Genomic DNA, 20,287 nt, shown 5'->3' on the forward strand with positions numbered 1-20,287 from the left:
AACCAGTTATGGGCTGCTAGTGCGCAGCCCATTTTTCTATTCCAGTAGTGACTATTCCAGTAGAGATACGAGCGCTTGTTCTAGTCGGTCTATCTCAGCGAGGGTGTTGTAATGCATCATCCCTACCCTAACTACACCGCCCTTTTGTTCACAGCCGAGCTGCTCAATTAAGTCTGGTGCATAGAAGTGACCACTCCATACACACAAATTGTGCCCACCAAGCACTTTGGCGACGTGATGCGGTGAAAGATCGGCAACATCTAGAGCAAAGGTTGGCGTTCTCAGCTCATAGTTGGGCAAAGTATGACCAAAAACTCTGATGCCTGGCAGCCTGGTCAGCATCTTAAGAAAGTGCTTGCTGAGGCGCGACTCGTGCCTTGCTATTAGTGCAAATGAGCGCTCAAGTCTCACCCGCAGCGTCCCCTGCCTGCCGGAGCCTTCAGTGCCTGAGGGTTCACTGCCGGAGATAGCCGCTAGGTAGTCCACTGCCGCGCAAAATCCTGCCAGCGATTCGAAATTCAATGTACCGGTTTCAAAACGCCCAGGCCCTTGAGATGGCGCAGGCGTAACTTTATAGGGACGCAAGCGCTCGAGGTGCTGCGGCGCAATATACGCAATACCTAAATGAGGCCCAAAGAACTTGTAGGCTGAGCAAACTAAAAAATCACACCCTAGCGCTTGCACGTCAACCAAGCGATGCGGCACATAATGCACAGCGTCAAGATAGACCAGTGCACCAACTTGCTTGGCTGCCTCAATGACCCGTTGCACCTCCACCAAAGTGCCCGTCACATTGGACGCCATCGTCAGTGCCACCAGCTTGGTACTAGGCGTTATCAAACTGATCAGGTGATCAATATCTACCCCACCCGTTTCGACATCAACACGGGCTTGGCGCACATCGGCACCGCGATCGCTGGCGAGCGCTTGCCAACTTGACACATTGGCAAAGTGATCAAGGCTGCTGACCACAACCTCATCGCCCGCTTGCCAGTCTCGCCCAATACTGCGACTGAGCGCGAACGTTAATGTAGTCATGTTAGCGCCAAACACGATTTGCTTGCCGTCTTGTGCGTTCAATAACTGCGCTGCATACTCGCGCGCTTTCGTCACTAAATCTTGAGTGATATTACTGGTGAAATAGTGTCCACCTAAGTTAGCGTTCGAGTAACCCAGATAGCCGACCATGGCGTCTAGCACCGTTCGTGGTACTTGGGTGCCACCCGGTCCGTCAAAGAACACCACCGGGCGATCATTGTGCGATTGATAGAGTGCTGGAAACTGCGAGCGTAGTAACTCCACATCAATCTCTTCGACTCTTTCAATCATTATTGCTCCTTACTCGCGGTCAATACAAACACGTCCATATGGCCCTCTTGGCTATGGTCAATACTGCGAATGGGCATCGCGTTGTGCCATAGACGGTGGTCATCCAGCATCGCCACTTCACCATTTTCGAGTACCTTACGGTAAAAAGGCGCAGTGTGATTGTCACTGTAGAGTAACACCTCACCCCCCACGATATTGTGCCGGTCAATCCCAATCAAGGCGATGTAATCAAAGCCATCTTGGTGTACCCCTTCAGGTGCGACCTGAGTTTCATCGTAAATCGCTGCAATGCGCATCTGATGGATCTCAATCTTCTGTCCATCGGGCAACAGGTTGGTTTCAACAAACAGCTCACACAGCTCTCTTAGCCCTTCGCTGGCTAACGTTTGGGGCAATAAAGGCTCAAAATGACGCACCACATCACCTTGAAAGTGATTAAACTCCTCGGTTTGCATAAAATCATGCTGATTGGTTTCTATCACTTTCCCCTGAGTGAAGCGCACAACCGAATATCGGCGTAAACGGTATTGGCCGTCGGCATGGTCTGTGTGCGGCAGTGCCGCAAACGAGGGTGACAATTGCTTGACTGCAGTTTGACTAAGCGAAGTCAGGTGCAGGGTATTTTCATGCGTAGTAAACATCCTGTCCTCCTAGCGAAATGTAACGCTTTGCTAACGATTTAAGTATTGCCTAATTATTCTGCTCTACCAACTTTATGCAGTGGTAAACATTGCAATACACATTAATTAAGCAGATCCATCTGCATATAAACTTATCTACGCACTATCCAACTATTTTGATCAGCAGAACTTTTCACTGGTAGAATTATCAATAACATTTTTGCCCTACTGCTTATCAGGCTTATAAAAAAACGATTGATTAGATGAGATTAAGTCATAAAAACACGGGCAAAAACGCAGTAAAGAGACTTTCAAAGCTCGCCGTTCTCCCATACAATCGGGGGCGTAAATCAGTCTATTTTTGTCCTAATGGAGTCCGAATGAGTGACGTAAAGCATTGTAAACTATTGATTCTTGGTTCAGGTCCTGCAGGTTACACCGCTGCTATCTATGCCGCGCGTGCCAACCTTAATCCCGTGGTTGTGACCGGTATGCAACAAGGTGGTCAGCTAACAACAACAACCGAAGTGGAAAACTGGCCAGGCGATGCTGCTGATCTTACCGGTCCGGGTCTGATGGAGCGTATGCAGGCGCACGCCGAACGCTTTGAAACTGAGATTGTTTTTGACCATATCAACGAGGTGGACCTCAGCGAGCGCCCATTCAAGCTTAAGGGCGACACAGGTCAATACACCTGTGATGCACTGATCATCTCGACTGGCGCGTCTGCCAAGTATCTTGGTCTCGAGTCTGAAGAGGCGTTTAAAGGCCGCGGCGTTTCTGCTTGTGCTACCTGTGACGGCTTCTTCTACCGCAATCAAAAAGTGGCGGTAGTCGGTGGTGGTAACACAGCCGTGGAAGAGGCACTGTATTTATCGAATATCGCCTCTGAAGTGCACCTGATCCACCGCCGCGACACCTTCCGCGCTGAGAAAATCTTGATTAAGCGCCTGATGGACAAGGTCGAAGCGGGCAATATTATCCTGCACACCGATCGCGTACTGGATGAAGTGCTTGGCGACGATATGGGTGTGACCGGGGTGCGTATTAAAGATACCAACAGCGAAAACACTGAAGATCTTGAGGTAATGGGCGCGTTCATTGCAATTGGTCACCAACCGAATACGTCAATCTTCAAGGGCCAATTGGACATGAACGGCGACTACATCACGGTTAACTCTGGCCTTGAAGGCAATGCGACCCAAACCAGTGTCGAGGGCGTGTTTGCCGCTGGTGATGTTATGGATCACAACTATCGCCAAGCCATCACCTCAGCAGGCACTGGCTGTATGGCAGCACTGGATGCTGAACGCTTCCTTGACAGTCAAAACGACTAACCCCGCATAAAAGCCCCACTGCCCAACGGTATTCTCGTTGGGCTTTGTTTTGTATACTACCCTTCTACCCATTCTAATAATCAATAACAAGCCTTCTAAATAATGGATACAACCAAACAAAGGAACTTGAGTAAATGGCTAAAACAGCAAAGCAGACTTGCTAACCGCTGGCTGCTCACCGCCATCGGTTTAGGTCTCCTCTCTAGCCTGGTCCTGCTCGCTCAAGCAGGATTAATTGCTCACATTCTCCACCAACTTATTATCGAACAAGTGGATAAATCCACGCTTATTCCCGCCTTCGCCACTCTTGTGCTCACCACCGTTTTTCGCGCCTTGTGTGCATGGGGACGTGAAATAGCCGGTTTTCGTTGTGGCATGCAAGTTCGCCAGATTATTCGTCAGCAAATCCTAGACAAACTCGAGTCACTTGGTCCAGCGTACATCAAGGGCAAGCCCGCAGGCGCATGGGCCACGCTCTTACTGGAGCAGGTAGATGAAATGCACGACTTCTTCGCCCGTTACCTGCCGCAAATGTCTCTGTCGGTATTTATCCCGCTGATCATTCTCGTCGTCGTGTTCCCCATCAACTGGGCAGCTGGGGCGATTTTCTTGATCACCGCACCACTAGTACCCATCTTTATGTCATTAGTTGGACGTAAAGCCGCTGATGCAAACCGTCGTAACTTTAAAGCGCTGCAACGCCTCTCCGGGCATTTTTACGACCGCTTGCAAGCCACGAACACCATCCGCCTGTTTAACCGTGGCAAGTATGAGCACGAGGTGATGCGTGGTGCATCTGAAGTCTTTCGTCAACGCACCATGGACGTACTGCGCGTCGCCTTCTTGTCTTCCGCAGTGCTTGAGTTTTTTACCTCTATCTCAATCGCCATTACCGCAGTTTACTTCGGTTTCAGCTTTATTGGTGAGCTCAATTTCGGTCATTATGGTGTCGGGGTATCCTTGTTTGCCGGTCTGTTTATCCTGATCTTGGCCCCAGAGTTTTACCAACCCCTGCGCGATCTCGGTACCTTCTATCACGCCAAGCAGCAGGCGATTGGCTCTGCAGAGAGCATCGTTGAGTTTCTCAACACCGAAGCGAGTGCCTTACCTCAAGGCGACCAAGCGTTAAGCGCTGACGCCATCACTATCAAAGCGCAAGATTTGTGCGTAATGAGCCCCGAGGGAGAGCAGTTGGTTGGGCCTGTCAGCTTCGAGCTAGACGCCAATGCGCAAACCGCAATTGTTGGCCCAAGCGGAGCGGGAAAAACCAGCTTAATCAATGCCATTCTAGGCTTTTTACCTTACCAAGGCTCATTAATGGTCAACGGTATTGAGCTTAAATCGCTCTCAATCGCTGACTGGCGAAAAACCATCAGTTGGGTAGGGCAAAACCCGCTCTTGCTCCACGGGAGCATTCGCGACAACTTGATGCTGGGTAAAACGGAGATTGACGACGAGCAACTGATGGCCGCTGTCACTGCCTCCCATGCCGATGAGTTTGTTGCTAAGCTGGGCCTTGAGCATGCGATCTCCGACCGTTCGTCAGGGCTTTCTGTCGGCCAAGCGCAGCGCATCGCGGTGGCAAGAGCCATTCTGCAACAAGGTCAGTTTTGGCTGCTTGATGAACCGACAGCAAGCCTTGACGCACGCAGTGAACAACTCGTCTGGCAAGGGCTTGCCAATGCGACTCAAAATCGCACCACTCTGCTTATCACCCACCAGCTGGCACAACTGACTCACGCCGATCAGATCTTAGTCATGGACAATGGGCAGCTAGTGCAAACGGGAACCTTTGATGAGCTAAAAAATACACAGGGGCTTTTCAAACAGTTACTCAAATCAAATCAAGCGCTAACCAAGTCGAACAAGGAGAATCTCGATGCATGAGTTAAAGCCGTATCTTAATCTCTACCGCAAGCACTGGTTTGGTTTATCACTTGGAATGATCCTGGCGCTGGCAACGACAGCTGCCTCTATCGGCCTATTAACCTTATCTGGCTGGTTCTTATCTGCGGCGGCAGTTGCCGGTCTCACCATTGCCCGCGAGACCTTCAACTACATGCTCCCTGGTGCCTTTGTGCGCGGCTTTGCAATGGGCCGCACGGCGGGTCGCTGGGGCGAGCGTGTGGTCAGTCACAACGCCACCTTTAAACTGCTCACCGATTTAAGACTGTTTTTCTTTAAAAAACTCACCGCGCTCTACCCCGGCAAATCTTCCACCATGCGCGACGCCGATGCCCTCAATCGCCTAGTGGCAGATGTTGATGCAATGGATCATGTGTATCTTCGCCTAGTGAGTCCTGTCGTCGTCGGTGTCTGTGGTATTACCCTGCTCACGGTCTTTTTGTCTTGGTTTGATGTCTGTGTCGGCCTGACGCTCGGTGGGATCTTAATGGCCCTGCTACTTACTTGGCCAGTTCTGTTCTATCGACTCGGCAAACACAATGGCGCCAACCTGACACAAGAAAAAGCCAACATGCGTATCGCCAGCCTTGACTGGCTGCAAGGCTATAGCGAGCTGACCCTGTTTGGTGCCGCCCAGCGCTATCGCCAGGCCATTGAAGCCGCAGAGCAGCGCTTTTTCACCAACCAGTACGTAAACGCCCACATTACTGGCCTGGCACAGGCGTTAATGCTTGCCTGCAATGGCCTCACTCTGGTGTTGATCTTATGGCTGTCAGCCGATGGCATTGGCGGACGCGCGCCTGATCCCATGATTGCCATGGTCGCCTTTGCGACGCTTGCCAGCTTTGAGCTGCTGATGCCGATTGCAGGTGCCTTCCAGTACCTTGGTCAAACCCTTACCTCTGCCAAGCGCCTAAATGAAGTGATCCTATCCCCTGCTTCGATGACGTTTGCTCCGCAACCTCACACCTTGCCTGCACAACTGCAAATCGACCTAAAACAAGTGAGCTTCAGCTACGACGACAAGGTAAATGCACTAAGCAACATCAACGTACAAATCAACCACGGGGATAAAGTGGCTATCGTTGGAAAAACCGGTTCGGGTAAGTCCACCCTTGCTCAGCTATTGACTCGCACTTTTGACCCTACTCAAGGCCAGGTTTCTATCGGTGAGCGCTCGTTGACGGAGTGGCATGAGCCTCAGCTACGTGACAGTGTCACTGCTGTTAGTCAGAGAGTCGATATCTTAAACGGCACTTTAAGAGACAATTTGTTGCTCGCTGCGCCAGACGCAAACGACACACAACTCTGCCACGCTCTAGCTCAAGTTGGTCTAAACAAGCTGATAGAAAAACAAGGCTTGGATGCTTGGCTTGGTGACGGTGGACGCCAGCTTTCTGGTGGTGAAAAACGTCGCATCGGAATTGCACGAGCTGCACTACGACAAGCACCAATCGTCATCCTCGATGAACCAACTGAAGGACTAGACAAACAAACCGAGCTACAAATCATGGAGTTAATTGAAGCTCAGTTTAACCAGCAAACGGTCATCTTCATCACTCACCGATTGAGCTACCTAGCCAAAATGGATCAAGTTTTGTTGATGGAGCAAGGTGAGATCATCGAGAGTGGCACGCATGGTGAGCTACTTAATGCACAAGGACGCTACTACCAATTAAACCAGGCAATAGCGTGAGAACGATTGTCCTTGGGATCAATTTGGGAACGATCCCCATACTTGTCTCGACGAAGTAATTTTTATTTAGTTCTACGTTTTATGGCGTACAAGCTATCTGAATAAGTTTGTACGCCTTCTCTCCAAGTTAATCTGCTGTTTAGCAAGTCGTTTAGTAGTTACGATACGACAAAATCCCTCGGTGATCACACAACGCATTTTGCTGCGCAAACTCAGAATTAGGCACAAATGAGTTTCAGCTCTCGCTAAAGCAGTTTACGGGTTAGCAAAAGTATTACAAAGCCTCTAAAATAGTGGCCAAATTTATTCAGCCACTACACTATTTCCTTATGGAATACCCTAATTTAAAACTTACCGCCATTTAGCCATTCAACTTTTGCCGGAACGGGCTCCTGATTAACCCAGACTTCAACAATTTTCCCTTCTTCAAGCCTGAAAATATCAAATCGTGCAATTTCTTGTTCTTGGTAGATGACGCGACTGTATGCGACAACGGTATTGCCCTGGCCGATAATTCTCACGATCTGATCATAGGCGCCCTGATAGTTTTCAATAGGCTCAATCTCTGAAGCCGCATGCATCACCAAAGCGCTACTATCTACAAATGACGTGAACTTCTCTCTCTGACCAAGAATCATGACATCACATATAAAGTTACGCACGATCTCCTTGTTATCCTCGGTGGCTTCAGGATTGGTAATTTCTGTAGATCCGTTTATTTGATCGACGTCTGAATTTTGGTTAGTTTCAAATGCGGCAATAACATCCCAGTGTTCGATAATCTTATCATCACTGTCCGTGTCAAATAGATCCGTTGTTACCCATTTAGCTTCACCATCGTTAATATCCTGAAAAGCCTGAACAAAGACATATTGCCCATCTACAACAGAACGGACGATACGAATGTCTCTAACCTTACAGCGCTCTATAAAGGGTTCAAAAAACTCGACGAAGCCGTCGATACCATTTCGAACACCAGTGCTATGTTGGGTATATCGTCTACCCGTATATTTAGTCACTGCCTGACGAACATGCCCATCACGTATACCTTCCAGATACAGTTTAGTTGCGTTTTCCAGTTTCTGACTCATGGGTATCTCCGGTTAAGGTCACAAATATTGTCACTAAAATATATATGCAAAGCGAAACGCCTGCATAAAACAGTAAGCATAACCCTGACATTTTGCGTTGAAGCTTTAGGTGATTAGCTATCCCTAACCTCTAAAATCAGTAAGGATGCTTTACTAAATAATGCTCGACATTGATCTGTAGATTATCCCTGGAGTTTACTTACTCAAATACTAGGTGGTATTCAAGCGCGTAGTCGTATGACTAATGATGCATCTTCCCTCTGCGATTGAACTCCTGTCGCTGTTTTTAATCAGGGTATACCTTCACAAAACGCTCGAGAACTAACTCAGAATCACCAGAGAAACTAACACCAATTTCTTGGGCATATTTCTCAAAGAAGTTAGTATGTGCAGAGCGCCACCACTCATAGCTACCATCCCCTTCTCCCTCCAAGGCAGCAAAATCACTGGTAACTTCATCGAATCGACAAACCGACACATCGATTAGTTTTACAATGCAAACGGGGTCTTGTGACCAATTTAGAATTACGGTGAGTTGGCCTACTTGTGGTAAAGGTTCATTCTCAACATCGTAGCCTGCCTTGAGAGAACAAGTTGCCTGCTTTTTTCCCTCATTAATTAAGCGTGCACACTCGTTAGCATTGTATTCATCTGCGCAAAAGTGCTCCGTCACAACCTGTGGCATCTGCGCGCGTTCTTCTTCACTTAAAGTGTCAAGATAGTGGTCCAAAAATCTCTGTTGCTCTATGTTCATTTGCTTCCCTACAACTTGGCATGTTTTAACTTACAACCGAATGATTGAGCCCAAATCGGAGGTAAGTTGTTCAAAGAAGTAATGGGATTAAAGTCAGAGCATTAGCTATGTCAAACCAAATCAGATAGTTAGGCAAAATATAACACGGGGGTTGCACCAATACCAATCCGACAGCTTTGACGCGGAAACGCCATTGAATACTCATCATCACATTGATTATCAGCCCTAGGCATAGACTGCATACGGAAACACCCAAAGTTATTAGCTTTGGGCGTTTCTTCTAACAAACTGGGTGACGACAAAACCGAGCTTTACAGTGTCATATGCAGAATTGGAAAAGGTTTCCCCATATCATCAAGTGGTGAGCGTGAAACGACTTTGAACCCCATGTGCTCATAAAAACCTATGGCTTGAGGATTTTGCTCGTTAACATCGACTTTGGTCGCGCCTAGCTGCTCTATCGCGTATTGCAGCAGCGCTTTGCCTACGCCGTGCCCTCTTGCTTCGTTTGAGATAAACAGCATTTCAATTTTTTCATCGTGGATGCCCACGAAACCAACAATTGAACCACTTTCATTTTTCACACATCTTAACGTAACAGCAGGAAAAGCCTGCTCAATGATGATCGGTTTAAAGAACTCAATATCCTCTTCTGTAATGAAGTCATGAGTCGCTCGGACGGAGTTTTCCCACACATCGAGCATTTCTGCGTAATGGTCAGGAAGCACATTTTCTACAATCATAGTGTTTTCTCTGAAGTTGACTGAAACTCATGTGCAGCCGCGCGGTGCGATCTTAACCTAGGTTAAGATGGTGCTCAAGGAGTACTCACAGTGTCCTTGACCATTCAAGCTTGAGTCCAATCGAGACTGGACGCGGCACATCTAAGTTCAAGTTGATTGCAGTGACATATGCATGAGAGCGACTGGCTCACCACATGGCTTACACCTCGATTCAATCTGATAAGGAACAAAACCCAGTTTGTTATAAAGCAGTATAGCGCGCGTGTTGAAATTAAATACCGATAACTTTGGTGTCGCTTGGTAATCATTGATGCAGAGGCTGGATAGATATTTTACCAATGCGCTGCCTACACCTTTTCCTGCATGCTCTCCACTGACGATAATATTACCAATGAACGCGCTATGTGAGGGGCGAACATTGTATAAGTTTCCAAACCCAACCACCGCGTCGTCAATTATGCAAACAGTCAGGTTAGAGCGCACCTTGGCAACTTGCCTAATTTGCGCCACGTCCCAAGGGAAAGTGGCGGATGGGCTTATCGTGTAGAGCTCTTCGGCAGTAGTAACCAGCTTTGCTACCTGTTCAAAATGGCACTCACTCGCAGCTTGAATTTTCACTCTCCACCTCATGCTCTATGTTCAACCAGTCATGTTTTCGTCCTTGGTAGAGCGATAACTTCGGCCTAGGGAAAGTCTGGTCTGCAAATAGTCCTACGGGAATCGTGATAAAGTTTGGCAACCCATCAAGCTCTAGGCTGACTACACTGCCACAGTTCATGCAAAAGCTTTGGGTGACGTTACCACCACTATCGCCACTGCGAGTGTATGACTTAGCATCACCTTTTATCTCAACGTCAGCCTTATCAAAACGGGCTTGCACACCAAATGCACTGCCAGTTCTTCTTTGACACTCTTCACAATGACACACACTTACCCGCACGGGCTCAGCTTTGGTGACGACTATGAGCTGACCGCACGAACATTTTGCGCTGCGATATGACATTCTCGTATTCCATCCAATCCATTGGGCGTATTCAAGCCAAGTCTATACATGGCTTTGCGATTGGGTTTAGATTAAAAAAATACTCACTAACTGTCATCAGAAATATTTTATCGCGGGTTTGAAGTAAAAATGCACCACGATCGAAGTGGTGCATTATTATATTTAAAGTATTAGCTAGGTGATGTGTTGCTTGCACACGCAAGGTCGGTGATAAAACGACCCTTACAGTCGCGCTAGCAAAGGCGAGCTATTATTCATTGGAGCCAGTATCAATAACAAAAAACGGCAAATCGAAGTCAGTTTCTTCGTTGTTAAGTACCGCTTCTTTGACTGTTCTTGTCGCCTGATTAGCCAGCTCATGATTGATGTTGAACGGCATGTCACTATTGTTGTTGCGCTCATCCCAGTCATAACAAAGCCCGTTGTAAACGCGTCCACACATGTTGTTGAAAAAGTATTGTAATAGTGCCTTCTCTTCCTTTGGATAGCCCGCACTTCTGACCATTTCAAGACGCAGCGCTTTGACTAAATTTTGTTGGCGTCGGTCAAGGTGATGCCATGCACTGATCAAATCAAACTCGCTTGGAATCATCATATAATCACCGCTCACAAACGCTTTAACGATATTCTCTGATCGGGAGCCACTGCCACGAAGAAATGCGCCCATGTGGGCTCTGGTCCAGCTATCATTAAAATCCACCGATGCGTTGTGAACCTTTGGGTCACGCTCTATCCATGTATTGAACACAATTTCCATCGTCATTCCCTAATTATTGTTCCTTAATTATTGTTATTGATGTCGATGCAGCTTTTCACGAATTGCCTCTACGATAAATGTCGAAAAGTCGCCCGTGATCTTGCCTTGTGCTCGCAGTGTTGCGTGCTGCTCAAAAAACAAGACGGGGACTTTCTTGAGGTTTTTTTGGCGAAACGAAGGCGCCTGCGCCTGTGGCTCCGCCCTGCCGAGGTCATCCTGATTACTGCTGCTCGATTCATCCATCTGGGCTGTCATTCTACTTTCCCTGTACTTGGTTTATATCCGTATAAATACCTGCGGGGTATCTTAAGAATCCCTCACCTCTTACGCAAGTGATTTCATTATCACTTAGCAAAAGTTGAGATCAACGCTAAAGAGTTCGATATTGCCTTGTTGGTACAATGTTATTGTCACAATGCTCCTCAACTAGAAGAGACTGTGAAAAACGTCAAAGTTTTACACCCAGAAACATATCCAGTTATTAAATATCTCCTATACAGTTCTGTCATTGAGTCTCGTTCTTGATGTGACTAGCATGAAATCAATTCGTCGTTGCAGCACTTTTCACCAGGTACTGGTGAGTATGCAGCGGTTATCACCATAATTATGCTAAATCTGAAGGAATTACGCTTAGTATGTTAAAACTATCTACTATCGCCGTTGCCGTGCTTTCTGTCTCTCTGCCGGTTGCCGCTTCATTTAACACGTCCCTATCTGTCGATGAAAAAACGGTTATCAGTGAAACCGGCGCAGTCATTGCCGAGAGCCTAAACGCTAAAGATGCCCAATACTCGGACGGTGCTTATGAAGTTGCGCCAGGCGTATGGTCAGTAACGGGCCTTGGCATGGACAATGTCAGCGTGGTGGAAACTGACAATGGCATCGTGGTTTTTGACGGCGGCCTAACCCAAGATTATGCGCGTAAAGCGATGTCTCTGCTACCAAAGCACGTTGCTGAAAAGCCAGTAAAAGGCTTTATCTATACTCACTGGCACTACATCATTGGTGCTGGCGTGTGGAACGTCAATGAAGACACCATTGTTGTCGCGCACAAAAATCATGAGTCAGAAATCACCAATTCTCTAGATCCTAACCATCCAATGGCAAAGGTGCGTCTGATCCGAAATCAAATCCAGCTTGGTGCTTACCTGCCAAAAGAAGGTCAAGACTCGCCGGCCAAGACAGGTTACGCGGTAGCAAACCTTGACGATATCAATACTTACATGCCACCAACTATGCTTGTGGGTGACGAAGAAACCAGTATCGTGATTGATGGTGTTGAGTTTATCACTCACGCTGCGCACTCAGACACGCTTGATGGGCTGGCGACCTACATTCCATCGAAGAAAGCCAGTGTCGATAACGTCTACTGGGCCCATGGTCTGTTTAACGCCTCAACCTTGCGCGGCGATCGCTGGCGTAATCTCGAGAATATGGAAATAGCAACCAACTGGCTGCTATCAAAAGACATCGAGCACAGCCTGAAAGTTCACGGCAAACCAGTTAGTGGTAAGGTGTTTAGAGCTCAGCTAACCGATCAAATCGACTCACTCAAAGCACTAGTTGCTGATACTGAGAAAGCCATTGGTCAGGGCCTAGCACCGGATGAGCTTCAATATCATGTAACACTGCCAGACTCACTTGCCAACTCACCTCACCTTGAAGAGAACTACGGTGAATACTCTTACCACGTGCGCCGCTACTACGGTGAGATTATGCACTGGTTTGGTAATGACTCTATCGAACTGCACCCACTGCCGCGTAATCTAGAGGCAGAGAAGATGGTTGCGGCAATGGGTGGCACTGAATCAGTGATCAAACTTGCCAAAGCTGCACAAGCTGACAACGATCACCAGTGGGCAGCGCAACTAGCCACCTACGCGATTCGCTCTGGCGACGAGTCAGCCAAGCAAGTGAAAGCGGACTCGTTGCGTGCAATGGCGCAAAAAGCCACTGCTGCAAACACGCGTAACTGGATGCTGACACACGCATTGGTACTCGAGGGTGAGATCGAGCTTCCACTCGTGCTGACCGGTGAGTACTAACCTGCTATTAAAATCCGTTACTTGATTAAACTGCAAAGCCGTGCGTTGCGCGGCTTTGTTGCTGTTGTTTGTCGCTACCAGCATTTGGCGTCTGTAAACACGCGGCTCCCCCTTAATTCGTAAGGGTCCCATTAACATCTGTAGTCGCTGATCGAATTAAATATGTTGAAGTACTCTCAAATTATATTACCGGCATTAGTCGCTTTGACCCTGAGCTCCGCGTCAATGGGCTGTGGATTTCATCTCAGTGGCGAAGATGGCGAACCCCTTCATCCTGGGTCAACGTATGTGATCTGGCGGACGATAACTGCGGAGAAAACTAAGCTGATTGAGCCAGTACCATCACTAGAGGGTGAAGCAGGATTTCGCCGGGCCTCTTGGTGGCTGACTCTCCTCGCCCGTCAACTCGAAGAGCTTGGCGTAGAGCAAACTGATATTTTGATCGCCGATGTGCCACTATGGAGCCGCTACGAGGCTTCGGGCTCGAGACTGATTCAGATTGACACTGGAGCACCGTCAGTGCCGTCATCCCCATTAGTTTTGACTACACTATCTGGACTTAACGCATTAATAACAGGACAAATTGACCTGATATCTGCACTTGAACAAGGCTTTGTGCAAGTACGCAACGATCCTGACGGAGCGTTATTGCCATTTATTCATTAGTGGATATTGGTTAACTTCCCCCTTGTGGGTCAATTACTTTCATTTAGGGTTTAAGCATGGATCTGCAACAATATGATCTAAACCTTCTAAAAACACTCTCTGTGCTACTTCAAGAGCAGAGTGTGTCAAAAGCCGCTGAGCGCCTTGGTACTAGCCAGCCTAGTGTAAGTCGTGCACTAAAAAAAATGCGTGACGAGTTTGAAGATCCCTTGTTCGCTCGCCACGCCACAGGCTTGACACTCACCCCACGCGGCGAAGAGCTCTCCCAGTCACTCCCGCATGTGATGAGTCAGATAGAGCAACTGTTTCAACGCCAGTCTTTTGAGCCGAGTTCTTGGAATGGCAGCTTTAAGCTCGCGGTAAACAACTCGTTAATCGATACCTTTGGTCACAAGATATGCTCGGCCATTCATACTCATAGCCCGGATGTTGAGTTTGAGCTGCATGTCTATGACAGCTCGACCCCATCTAAGATAGACCGAGGCGAAATTGACGCCGCGATTCACTACTTTCCTCTCGATATCTCTAAGACGTTTAGGCAAGTGATCATCGGTGAGGTGTCTTTTGGCTGTCTGTGTCGAGCTGGGCATCGTTATGCCGGACAATCTGTCCCAGTACAAACCTTAATGGAGGAGGATGTAGGTGGTTTGATTGTTGAAAACATCAATACTCACAAGATGACTGTCTCCGATTTTGTTGAGCCAGAGCAAGGCTTTAAGCCAAAGATGCGCAGCCGTCATCTTCAACCGTTGCTCAAAATGGCGCTCGAGTCTGATCTGATCATCGTCGCACCGCTGTGTGTCTATGACGAACTTGACCCAACACAGTTCGCCACCATCACAGTCGAGGAAATTCCCGCCGATTTTCCACATTTAACTCGGCAGTTGGCATTTATTCATAGCAATGCAGTCAGTCACTCGCAAAAATTCAACTGGCTAACTCATATTATGGACGACATATTCCCACCTAAGTTGGTTCGCAGTAACCGAGGTAGGAAATAAAAAACTAGATGGTTATAAAAAGGGGAGCTGACTGAGTCAGCTCCCCTAAAAACTTATTGGCTAATATTAATGTGCGTTCTTATAGTGCCTTGAGATAAGACTTAGCCGCAGTTAAGCGTAGCGTTGCTCCGCCAATAATATCGATAAAACCAAGGATCGGATGGGGCTTAGTCGCACTGATCCACGCTGAGCCTGTCGCGCCAATGGGCACGATTTCCATCGTTGCTTCATCCATCTCAAGCAGGACCGTACGGCCAATTGGTAAAGCTCCTCGCGCAATGTGTTGCGATACCGCCTGCTCTACGGGCAAGAGACTGCCCTGCGCTTCACCTGTCGCTCTGACAACGCTGTGGACGCGAGCACGAAATATCTGTCCCGGAAACGCATCTAGGTAGAATTCGCTAAATTGACCGACTTGAATGTTGGCATAAGTCTGATCTGGAACACGCATCTCAATAAATTTCTTGCCAGTATCCCACAGGTGCAAAGCACCTACTCGAGAACCATCGGCAATATAGACATGGGTCACCATGCCATCAAAGGGAGCGATAACCGTTAGACGCGAAAGATCAAATTCCAGACTCGCCTTTTGCGCTATTAATCCATTTTGCTTAGCCTCTAGCACACGCAGTTCAGCCTCAATCAGCTCAACCAAATCTTGTGATTCTTCCAACTCTTTCGCACTGACATGCTCGCTCATGCCAAGGTTGCGCTCTAAGTTCCGGGTCGCTTGAGCGCGTTTAACTAATTGCGCCTCAATCGTTCTCTCAAGCTCTACCATACCGGCATCGACCTGACGCAATGCCGCGGTGATTTTGTCATCCACCAAGGTATAGAGAACCTCGCCTTTGCTCACCTCGCTGTTGTGCTCAACAAACACCTGGTCAATTTGCTGACCTAGTGCAGGTGATAACACCGCGTGGGGTGCTTTGACCGTGGTCGAGTTGGTCATATCCAATGGCGAATAGAAACGATGACCAAAAAACAGCGCAAGCAGCAACAATAAGCCGATCGTCGTGGTTGCAAAGTAGTTTCTTGGGGTGCGCTTGAGGACATTAAATTTAAATAACAGCCAAACAATTAAGATATAGGGAAGCATTACCTCTTTCATGCGCTAGCTCCTTTAAACCATTGTTGAACTTTTTCCCAATCGGTAACAATAGCCAGCACCGCAAGCACCCATAACGGTTTGTAAAACAAGCCTAAGATACACATCCAAAACACCAGCTTTGCTTGTGCAAGCCCCTTCTCTTTTGCCAAATGCTTCGGAATCGAATGGATATACCAGAGCTTATTTAAGATCCACACCGCAAGAGCGATGGTGACGATCACAACAAACCACATAAACGCGACAGACTCTAGTAACCCATAGATGGAAGGTAGTTGGTCATAAACCAACTCGGTGGGGTGTATTTTCATGAACGCTCCTCAACTTGGCGCTTGGAAAAAGTACGAACAAATTTTGACCAGATCCTATCGTTACCCTTGTGACGCATACAGCGAGTTAGCTTATCTCTGGTATCAACCATGCTTATACCAACAACGGTTTTTCCCTGTAGAAAAATTATTGGCAATAAAAGCAGTGACTTCCGTTAGATTTACACGGGATTTGTAGATCATTGTCGACAGGAAAGATGAGGCGGAATTTTAGCGATTAAAAAAAACCATGGCGCACTGACTGTGCATTTAAGGTAAGTAGATTCACTAAATTACAAAATTATGATCTGAAGCACATGTTTTTCGTTTCGAGAAACGTTTTGTCTCTCGCAAACATTTTGTCTCGCAAGAACTTTACAGCCGAGCCGACTTTGAACGTACGACTACCCAAAAAGCTGCCCTATCGTACCAACAACAAAACGCGCGCTATCCTCAGCGTGATAGCACTAAGATTAGTTTGCGTTATGTCACATTTACTACTGATAAACTACCAATAAAAACAATAAGTTGATCCGGGCAAGCTTAGCTACATCACTCTCATGCTAGGCTTTCGCCGTTTATTTTGACCTATAGGGATATTAATCATGTTGAATGCTCTGCAAGGCGCGCAAATGCTATTTGTCGCCTTTGGCGCGCTAGTTCTGGTGCCTCTGTTAACCGGGCTCGATCCAAGTGTGGCACTGTTCGGTGCCGGTGTCGGTACACTGCTGTTTCAAGCGATTACTCGTCGTAGTGTGCCTATCTTCCTTGCCTCCTCTTTCGCCTTTATTGCACCCATCATGTTCGGCGTACAAACCTGGGGCATTCCTGCCACTATGGGTGGTCTAATGGCGGCGGGTTTGGTTTACGTTGCCTTGGGTGGCCTGATTAAACTGCGCGGCGTTGCAATAGTGCACCGGATCCTTCCCCCTGTTGTTGTTGGGCCGGTGATCATGGTGATTGGTCTTGGGCTAGCGCCTGTGGCTGTCAATATGGCACTTGGCAAAACCGGTGATGGTGCGGTGCAATTAGTTGACGCTAATGCCGCCCTATGGATTTCTGCCTTATCACTGATCACCACCATTGCTATCAGTGTCTTTGCCAAGGGTCTACTTAAGCTTTTGCCTATCTTTGGTGGTATCGCAGTGGGCTATGCGCTTAGCCTCGGTTTTGGTATTGTCGACTTTACCCCGGTGGCACAAGCCTCTTGGCTGGCACTGCCTAATTTCACCACCCCTGAATTTAACATCAACGCCATTCTGTTCATGATCCCAGTTGCGATTGCGCCTGCGGTCGAGCACGTGGGTGATATGTTGGCGATCTCAAACGTCACTGGCAAAGACTACCTTAAAAAGCCAGGCCTTCACCGCACTATTACCGGTGACGGTGTCGCAACGATTGCTGCTTCTATGGTGGGTGCGCCACCGAACACCACAGTATCCGCACAATAAAGCAACCATTTATAAACACGCCTAAGTTAATGTTTCTCTAAGGAAAGGGGGAACATATGCGACTACTTACCGACATCGAAGCAAAGCAAACACTGATAGACATATCCCACGGCGAACTGACCGAATCGGTCGTTGATGAACTGCTGTTTTTCTATGAGTACCACGGGCGTGATAATGGGCGGGTGTTGGTCATCCTACAGAATGCCATTGCGGGGCTGCTGCCTGTGGTGGGTCGGGTGTTCACGTTCGAACGTGGGGAGGTTGTGGGGTTGGTCCGTGAGGAGTTGGCCGGATGGAAAAAGGCGACTAGATAGCCGCCTTTTGTCTTCTCTTCCTGAGATACAACACAAATCCGATCTGTATTAGCTTGATGCTTAACCATATCATTGCGTCACCTCACAGAGAAGACTAGGACATGGTTATTGAAATCACAAGCAAAAAAAGGCGACCCATAGGCCGCCCAAGGTATTAGCATCCCCAGAGACCGTCACCGATTGGTTCGCCCTTAGAGAATTTTTCCAATGCCGTATCGTACCATCCCGCTAAACAGTCCTCTTTTGGAATGATGGACATAGCATTGTTGAAAATGCTGTATACTTCGGATGTGGTAAGCTTTCGACCTTCCTCAATGGATGACACCATAACATCCTCGAACGCCTTGAATGATGCCGCGTGTATCCATCTCAGTGTGTTGGTTCCCATGTACTCATCCAATTTCGATATCATGGTTCGCGTGGTTGGCTGTTTGCCAATTTTGGCTTTCCATTTAGATCTAATTGTTTTCGCCTTGAAACCGACACAACGCAGATTTAGCCTGTTGGCAAGCTCTATCTTGAGTTGTGTGTGATGCTCCATGTTCTTAAATGACACGTAAGTGTTAATAAGACCGTTTAGCATCGACCAAACAGATCGGCACATTTCCAAATCATCCACCCCTGACGCTTTAAGAGCGTTGACGTCTGCCATTGTAATCGATTCTACCCCATCATCGATCATGAGATAAAATTGATTTCTGGCTGCTCGTAGCTCTTCTAAAACTCGCATCGTGATAGTGTTGATTGCAACCCCGTCCGGTATACAACGAAACGCCACGGCGGTTATAAGCTCTTCGGGTATCACATATGCCGTGATTGGCTTTGTTTTTCCCTTGAACTTTTCCACCTCGTAAATGTGTTGCAGGTCTTTACCCTTTAGCACATTACACACTGGCATCGCGGGCGGGAATTCTTGACCTTCGGAGAAAGCGTTAAATTTAACGCTTTCTTTTTCGCTCTCAAAATCCGCCAAATGTCCGGTAAAGTTTAAGGGGGTAGGCTCAAACCCAGTATGCCTTTTAACATCAAAATAACTTATAGCAGTGAATGTTCTTAAGTTCTTTTTGATGTTTTCGTGCACGTCGTTAAACTCGCCGCCGTCATAATGCATTTTCACGCGGGCAAGATCATACGTTGTCGTGTAAATGATATTGCCCTCTTTGCTACGAATTAAACTGCCATAGCCCACAGATTGAAACTCATGAATCAATGTTTTCTTCTCCTATGATTTCATGATGATTCCGTTCATAACATCGACCGGACTAACGTCCAGTATATCCGGCCCCCTATAGAACCGCCCATAGGGGCGACCCGTTTCAATACCGATATACTACACCCGACCGCCCATACAGTCAAGCTTTACCGTAAAAGTTATTCTATTAGGCCGCACAATCGGCCTTCTCATCGTCATACAGATCCGACTCAAGCACCACGCGATCTTCGCCAAAATTCCACGTGTTAACCTGTGACTCGCTGATATAAGTCTTAGCCATAAACACCGCCTGTTCGCCCTGCATCACAAGCTCGCCTAGAGCCATGTCGCCGTCGTGAAGCAAAAGCGACGCATTGGTGTTGACGTTGGTTCCCTTCAGTACTTGATGGTTACTCATTAGAGCGCCAGCGCTGGCACCGATGAACTCGTTAATGGCCTTGGTCGCCCCGTTAATGTCGCTCGCCAAGTTACGCTCGATCACACGTTGGAAACAGTGCGGGTTGCGTAGCGGGTCCATGAAGCTAAGCGGGTAACGATCGAAAGTGATTTCTTGGGCCGTAAAGTCAATCGCTAGGGTCCAAGTGTCCACATTGCCGTTTACTGGGTTTAGCTTGGCGAATACGTGGATAAACACCGCCATGTTATCAGGGTCTTTCACTGTAACACCACAGTTATGAGCTACTTTGCTATGAATGGATACGAATTCATCTACCATCTTCAGGCGCTTTTTAACTGGCATCTTGCGAAAGTTGTTCGGCATCTTGTTCACCATTTTCTGTACGGTCGCTTTGTCTGCCGCTGACAGCTCGCGCCCTTCGTATTTCTTTAGTGGTTTGACAACTCGCTTAGCTAAACCAATCCAACCAGTTTTACCCATGTATACCATAATCTTATCTCTCTGTACTAGGTCGGGAACCGCCCCGCCTTCAATACCTATAAGATACAA

20 protein-coding genes and 1 pseudogene are annotated in these 20,287 nt (G+C 47.7%); 8 read left to right on the forward strand and 13 right to left on the reverse strand.

All coding sequences use genetic code 11. The annotated features are described in order from the left end of the window. Positions 1 to 51: 51 nt before the first annotated feature. Both ACSTTG_RS05625 and ACSTTG_RS05630 read right to left on the reverse strand, forming a co-directional pair. Positions 52 to 1,329: a cysteine desulfurase-like protein gene (locus ACSTTG_RS05625; RefSeq protein WP_438474046.1), complete on the reverse strand. Its 1,278-nt coding sequence runs from the start codon at positions 1,327 to 1,329 to the stop codon at positions 52 to 54. Then, a complete protein-coding gene (locus ACSTTG_RS05630; RefSeq protein WP_438474047.1) occupies positions 1,329 to 1,970 on the reverse strand; it encodes a 2OG-Fe dioxygenase family protein in 642 nt (213 codons plus the stop codon). The genes ACSTTG_RS05625 and ACSTTG_RS05630 overlap by 1 nt, the downstream gene beginning before the upstream one ends. A 359-nt stretch (positions 1,971 to 2,329) precedes the next feature. On the opposite strand from ACSTTG_RS05630, the gene trxB reads away from it, so the two are divergent. From trxB to cydC, 3 genes are all read left to right on the forward strand, one after another. After that, positions 2,330 to 3,286: a thioredoxin-disulfide reductase gene (trxB, locus tag ACSTTG_RS05635; RefSeq protein WP_438474048.1), complete on the forward strand. Its 957-nt coding sequence runs from the start codon at positions 2,330 to 2,332 to the stop codon at positions 3,284 to 3,286. A 102-nt stretch (positions 3,287 to 3,388) separates the two neighbouring features. Further along, entirely contained in the window at positions 3,389 to 5,173 is a 1,785-nt protein-coding gene (gene cydD / locus ACSTTG_RS05640; protein ID WP_438474049.1) for a heme ABC transporter permease/ATP-binding protein CydD, read from the forward strand. Then, entirely contained in the window at positions 5,166 to 6,887 is a 1,722-nt protein-coding gene (gene cydC / locus ACSTTG_RS05645; protein WP_438474050.1) for a heme ABC transporter ATP-binding protein/permease CydC, read from the forward strand. Before cydD ends, cydC begins: the two co-directional genes overlap by 8 nt. Before the next feature lie 344 nt (positions 6,888 to 7,231). On the opposite strand, the gene ACSTTG_RS05650 is transcribed toward cydC, so the two are convergent. The 7 genes from ACSTTG_RS05650 to ACSTTG_RS05680 form a co-directional block, all read right to left on the reverse strand. After that, positions 7,232 to 7,978 (reverse strand): nuclear transport factor 2 family protein, encoded by a 747-nt coding sequence (locus tag ACSTTG_RS05650; protein WP_438458172.1) that lies wholly within the window; start codon positions 7,976 to 7,978, stop codon positions 7,232 to 7,234. Between the two features lie 286 nt (positions 7,979 to 8,264). Further along, on the reverse strand, positions 8,265 to 8,732 hold the full coding sequence (locus tag ACSTTG_RS05655) for an ASCH domain-containing protein (RefSeq protein WP_438474051.1): 468 nt from the start codon (positions 8,730 to 8,732) through the stop codon (positions 8,265 to 8,267). A gap of 311 nt (positions 8,733 to 9,043) precedes the next feature. Then, positions 9,044 to 9,475, reverse strand: a complete 432-nt coding sequence (locus tag ACSTTG_RS05660) for a GNAT family N-acetyltransferase (RefSeq protein WP_438458170.1) — start codon at positions 9,473 to 9,475, stop codon at positions 9,044 to 9,046. Positions 9,476 to 9,622: 147 nt separating this feature from the next. Further along, a complete protein-coding gene (locus tag ACSTTG_RS05665; RefSeq protein WP_438474052.1) occupies positions 9,623 to 10,093 on the reverse strand; it encodes a GNAT family N-acetyltransferase in 471 nt (156 codons plus the stop codon). After that, positions 10,071 to 10,478: a GFA family protein gene (locus tag ACSTTG_RS05670; protein ID WP_438458168.1), complete on the reverse strand. Its 408-nt coding sequence runs from the start codon at positions 10,476 to 10,478 to the stop codon at positions 10,071 to 10,073. The genes ACSTTG_RS05665 and ACSTTG_RS05670 overlap by 23 nt, the downstream gene beginning before the upstream one ends. A gap of 250 nt (positions 10,479 to 10,728) precedes the next feature. After that, positions 10,729 to 11,235: a hypothetical protein gene (locus tag ACSTTG_RS05675; RefSeq protein ID WP_438458167.1), complete on the reverse strand. Its 507-nt coding sequence runs from the start codon at positions 11,233 to 11,235 to the stop codon at positions 10,729 to 10,731. A 33-nt stretch (positions 11,236 to 11,268) separates the two neighbouring features. Then, positions 11,269 to 11,490, reverse strand: coding sequence for a hypothetical protein (locus ACSTTG_RS05680; protein WP_438474053.1), 222 nt, complete (start codon positions 11,488 to 11,490; stop codon positions 11,269 to 11,271). 380 nt (positions 11,491 to 11,870) lie between these two features. Here ACSTTG_RS05680 and ACSTTG_RS05685 point away from each other — a divergent pair, with 380 nt between their 5' ends. From ACSTTG_RS05685 to ACSTTG_RS05695, 3 genes are all read left to right on the forward strand, one after another. Beyond that, entirely contained in the window at positions 11,871 to 13,280 is a 1,410-nt protein-coding gene (locus ACSTTG_RS05685; RefSeq protein ID WP_438458165.1) for an alkyl sulfatase dimerization domain-containing protein, read from the forward strand. A 162-nt stretch (positions 13,281 to 13,442) separates the two neighbouring features. Then, entirely contained in the window at positions 13,443 to 13,946 is a 504-nt protein-coding gene (locus ACSTTG_RS05690) for a hypothetical protein (protein ID WP_438474054.1), read from the forward strand. 56 nt (positions 13,947 to 14,002) lie between these two features. Continuing rightward, positions 14,003 to 14,947, forward strand: coding sequence for a LysR family transcriptional regulator (locus tag ACSTTG_RS05695; RefSeq protein WP_438474055.1), 945 nt, complete (start codon positions 14,003 to 14,005; stop codon positions 14,945 to 14,947). 79 nt (positions 14,948 to 15,026) lie between these two features. Here the strand turns inward: ACSTTG_RS05695 and ACSTTG_RS05700 are convergent, their stop codons facing one another. Both ACSTTG_RS05700 and ACSTTG_RS05705 read right to left on the reverse strand, forming a co-directional pair. Next, positions 15,027 to 16,058: an HlyD family secretion protein gene (locus ACSTTG_RS05700; RefSeq protein WP_438458162.1), complete on the reverse strand. Its 1,032-nt coding sequence runs from the start codon at positions 16,056 to 16,058 to the stop codon at positions 15,027 to 15,029. Next, positions 16,055 to 16,366, reverse strand: coding sequence for an Mg2+ and Co2+ transporter (locus ACSTTG_RS05705; RefSeq protein ID WP_438458161.1), 312 nt, complete (start codon positions 16,364 to 16,366; stop codon positions 16,055 to 16,057). Before ACSTTG_RS05705 ends, ACSTTG_RS05700 begins: the two co-directional genes overlap by 4 nt. A 602-nt stretch (positions 16,367 to 16,968) precedes the next feature. Here ACSTTG_RS05705 and ACSTTG_RS05710 point away from each other — a divergent pair. Together ACSTTG_RS05710 and ACSTTG_RS05715 are read left to right on the forward strand one after the other, a co-directional pair. Beyond that, positions 16,969 to 17,805: pseudogene (locus ACSTTG_RS05710) on the forward strand (uracil-xanthine permease family protein); the annotation flags it as partial. A gap of 65 nt (positions 17,806 to 17,870) precedes the next feature. Next, on the forward strand, positions 17,871 to 18,128 hold the full coding sequence (locus tag ACSTTG_RS05715; protein WP_438474056.1) for a hypothetical protein: 258 nt from the start codon (positions 17,871 to 17,873) through the stop codon (positions 18,126 to 18,128). A 154-nt stretch (positions 18,129 to 18,282) separates the two neighbouring features. On the opposite strand, the gene ACSTTG_RS05720 is transcribed toward ACSTTG_RS05715, so the two are convergent. Together ACSTTG_RS05720 and ACSTTG_RS05725 are read right to left on the reverse strand one after the other, a co-directional pair. After that, a complete protein-coding gene (locus ACSTTG_RS05720) occupies positions 18,283 to 19,338 on the reverse strand; it encodes a hypothetical protein (protein WP_438474058.1) in 1,056 nt (351 codons plus the stop codon). A 169-nt stretch (positions 19,339 to 19,507) separates the two neighbouring features. Then, complete coding sequence (locus ACSTTG_RS05725) at positions 19,508 to 20,227, reverse strand: hypothetical protein (RefSeq protein WP_438474059.1); 720 nt, start codon at positions 20,225 to 20,227, stop codon at positions 19,508 to 19,510. Positions 20,228 to 20,287: the final 60 nt, after the last annotated feature.

The sequence above is a fragment of the Vibrio glycogenivorans genome, assembly GCF_051660965.1.
In the GTDB taxonomy this organism is placed as follows: Bacteria; Pseudomonadota; Gammaproteobacteria; order Enterobacterales; family Vibrionaceae; genus Vibrio.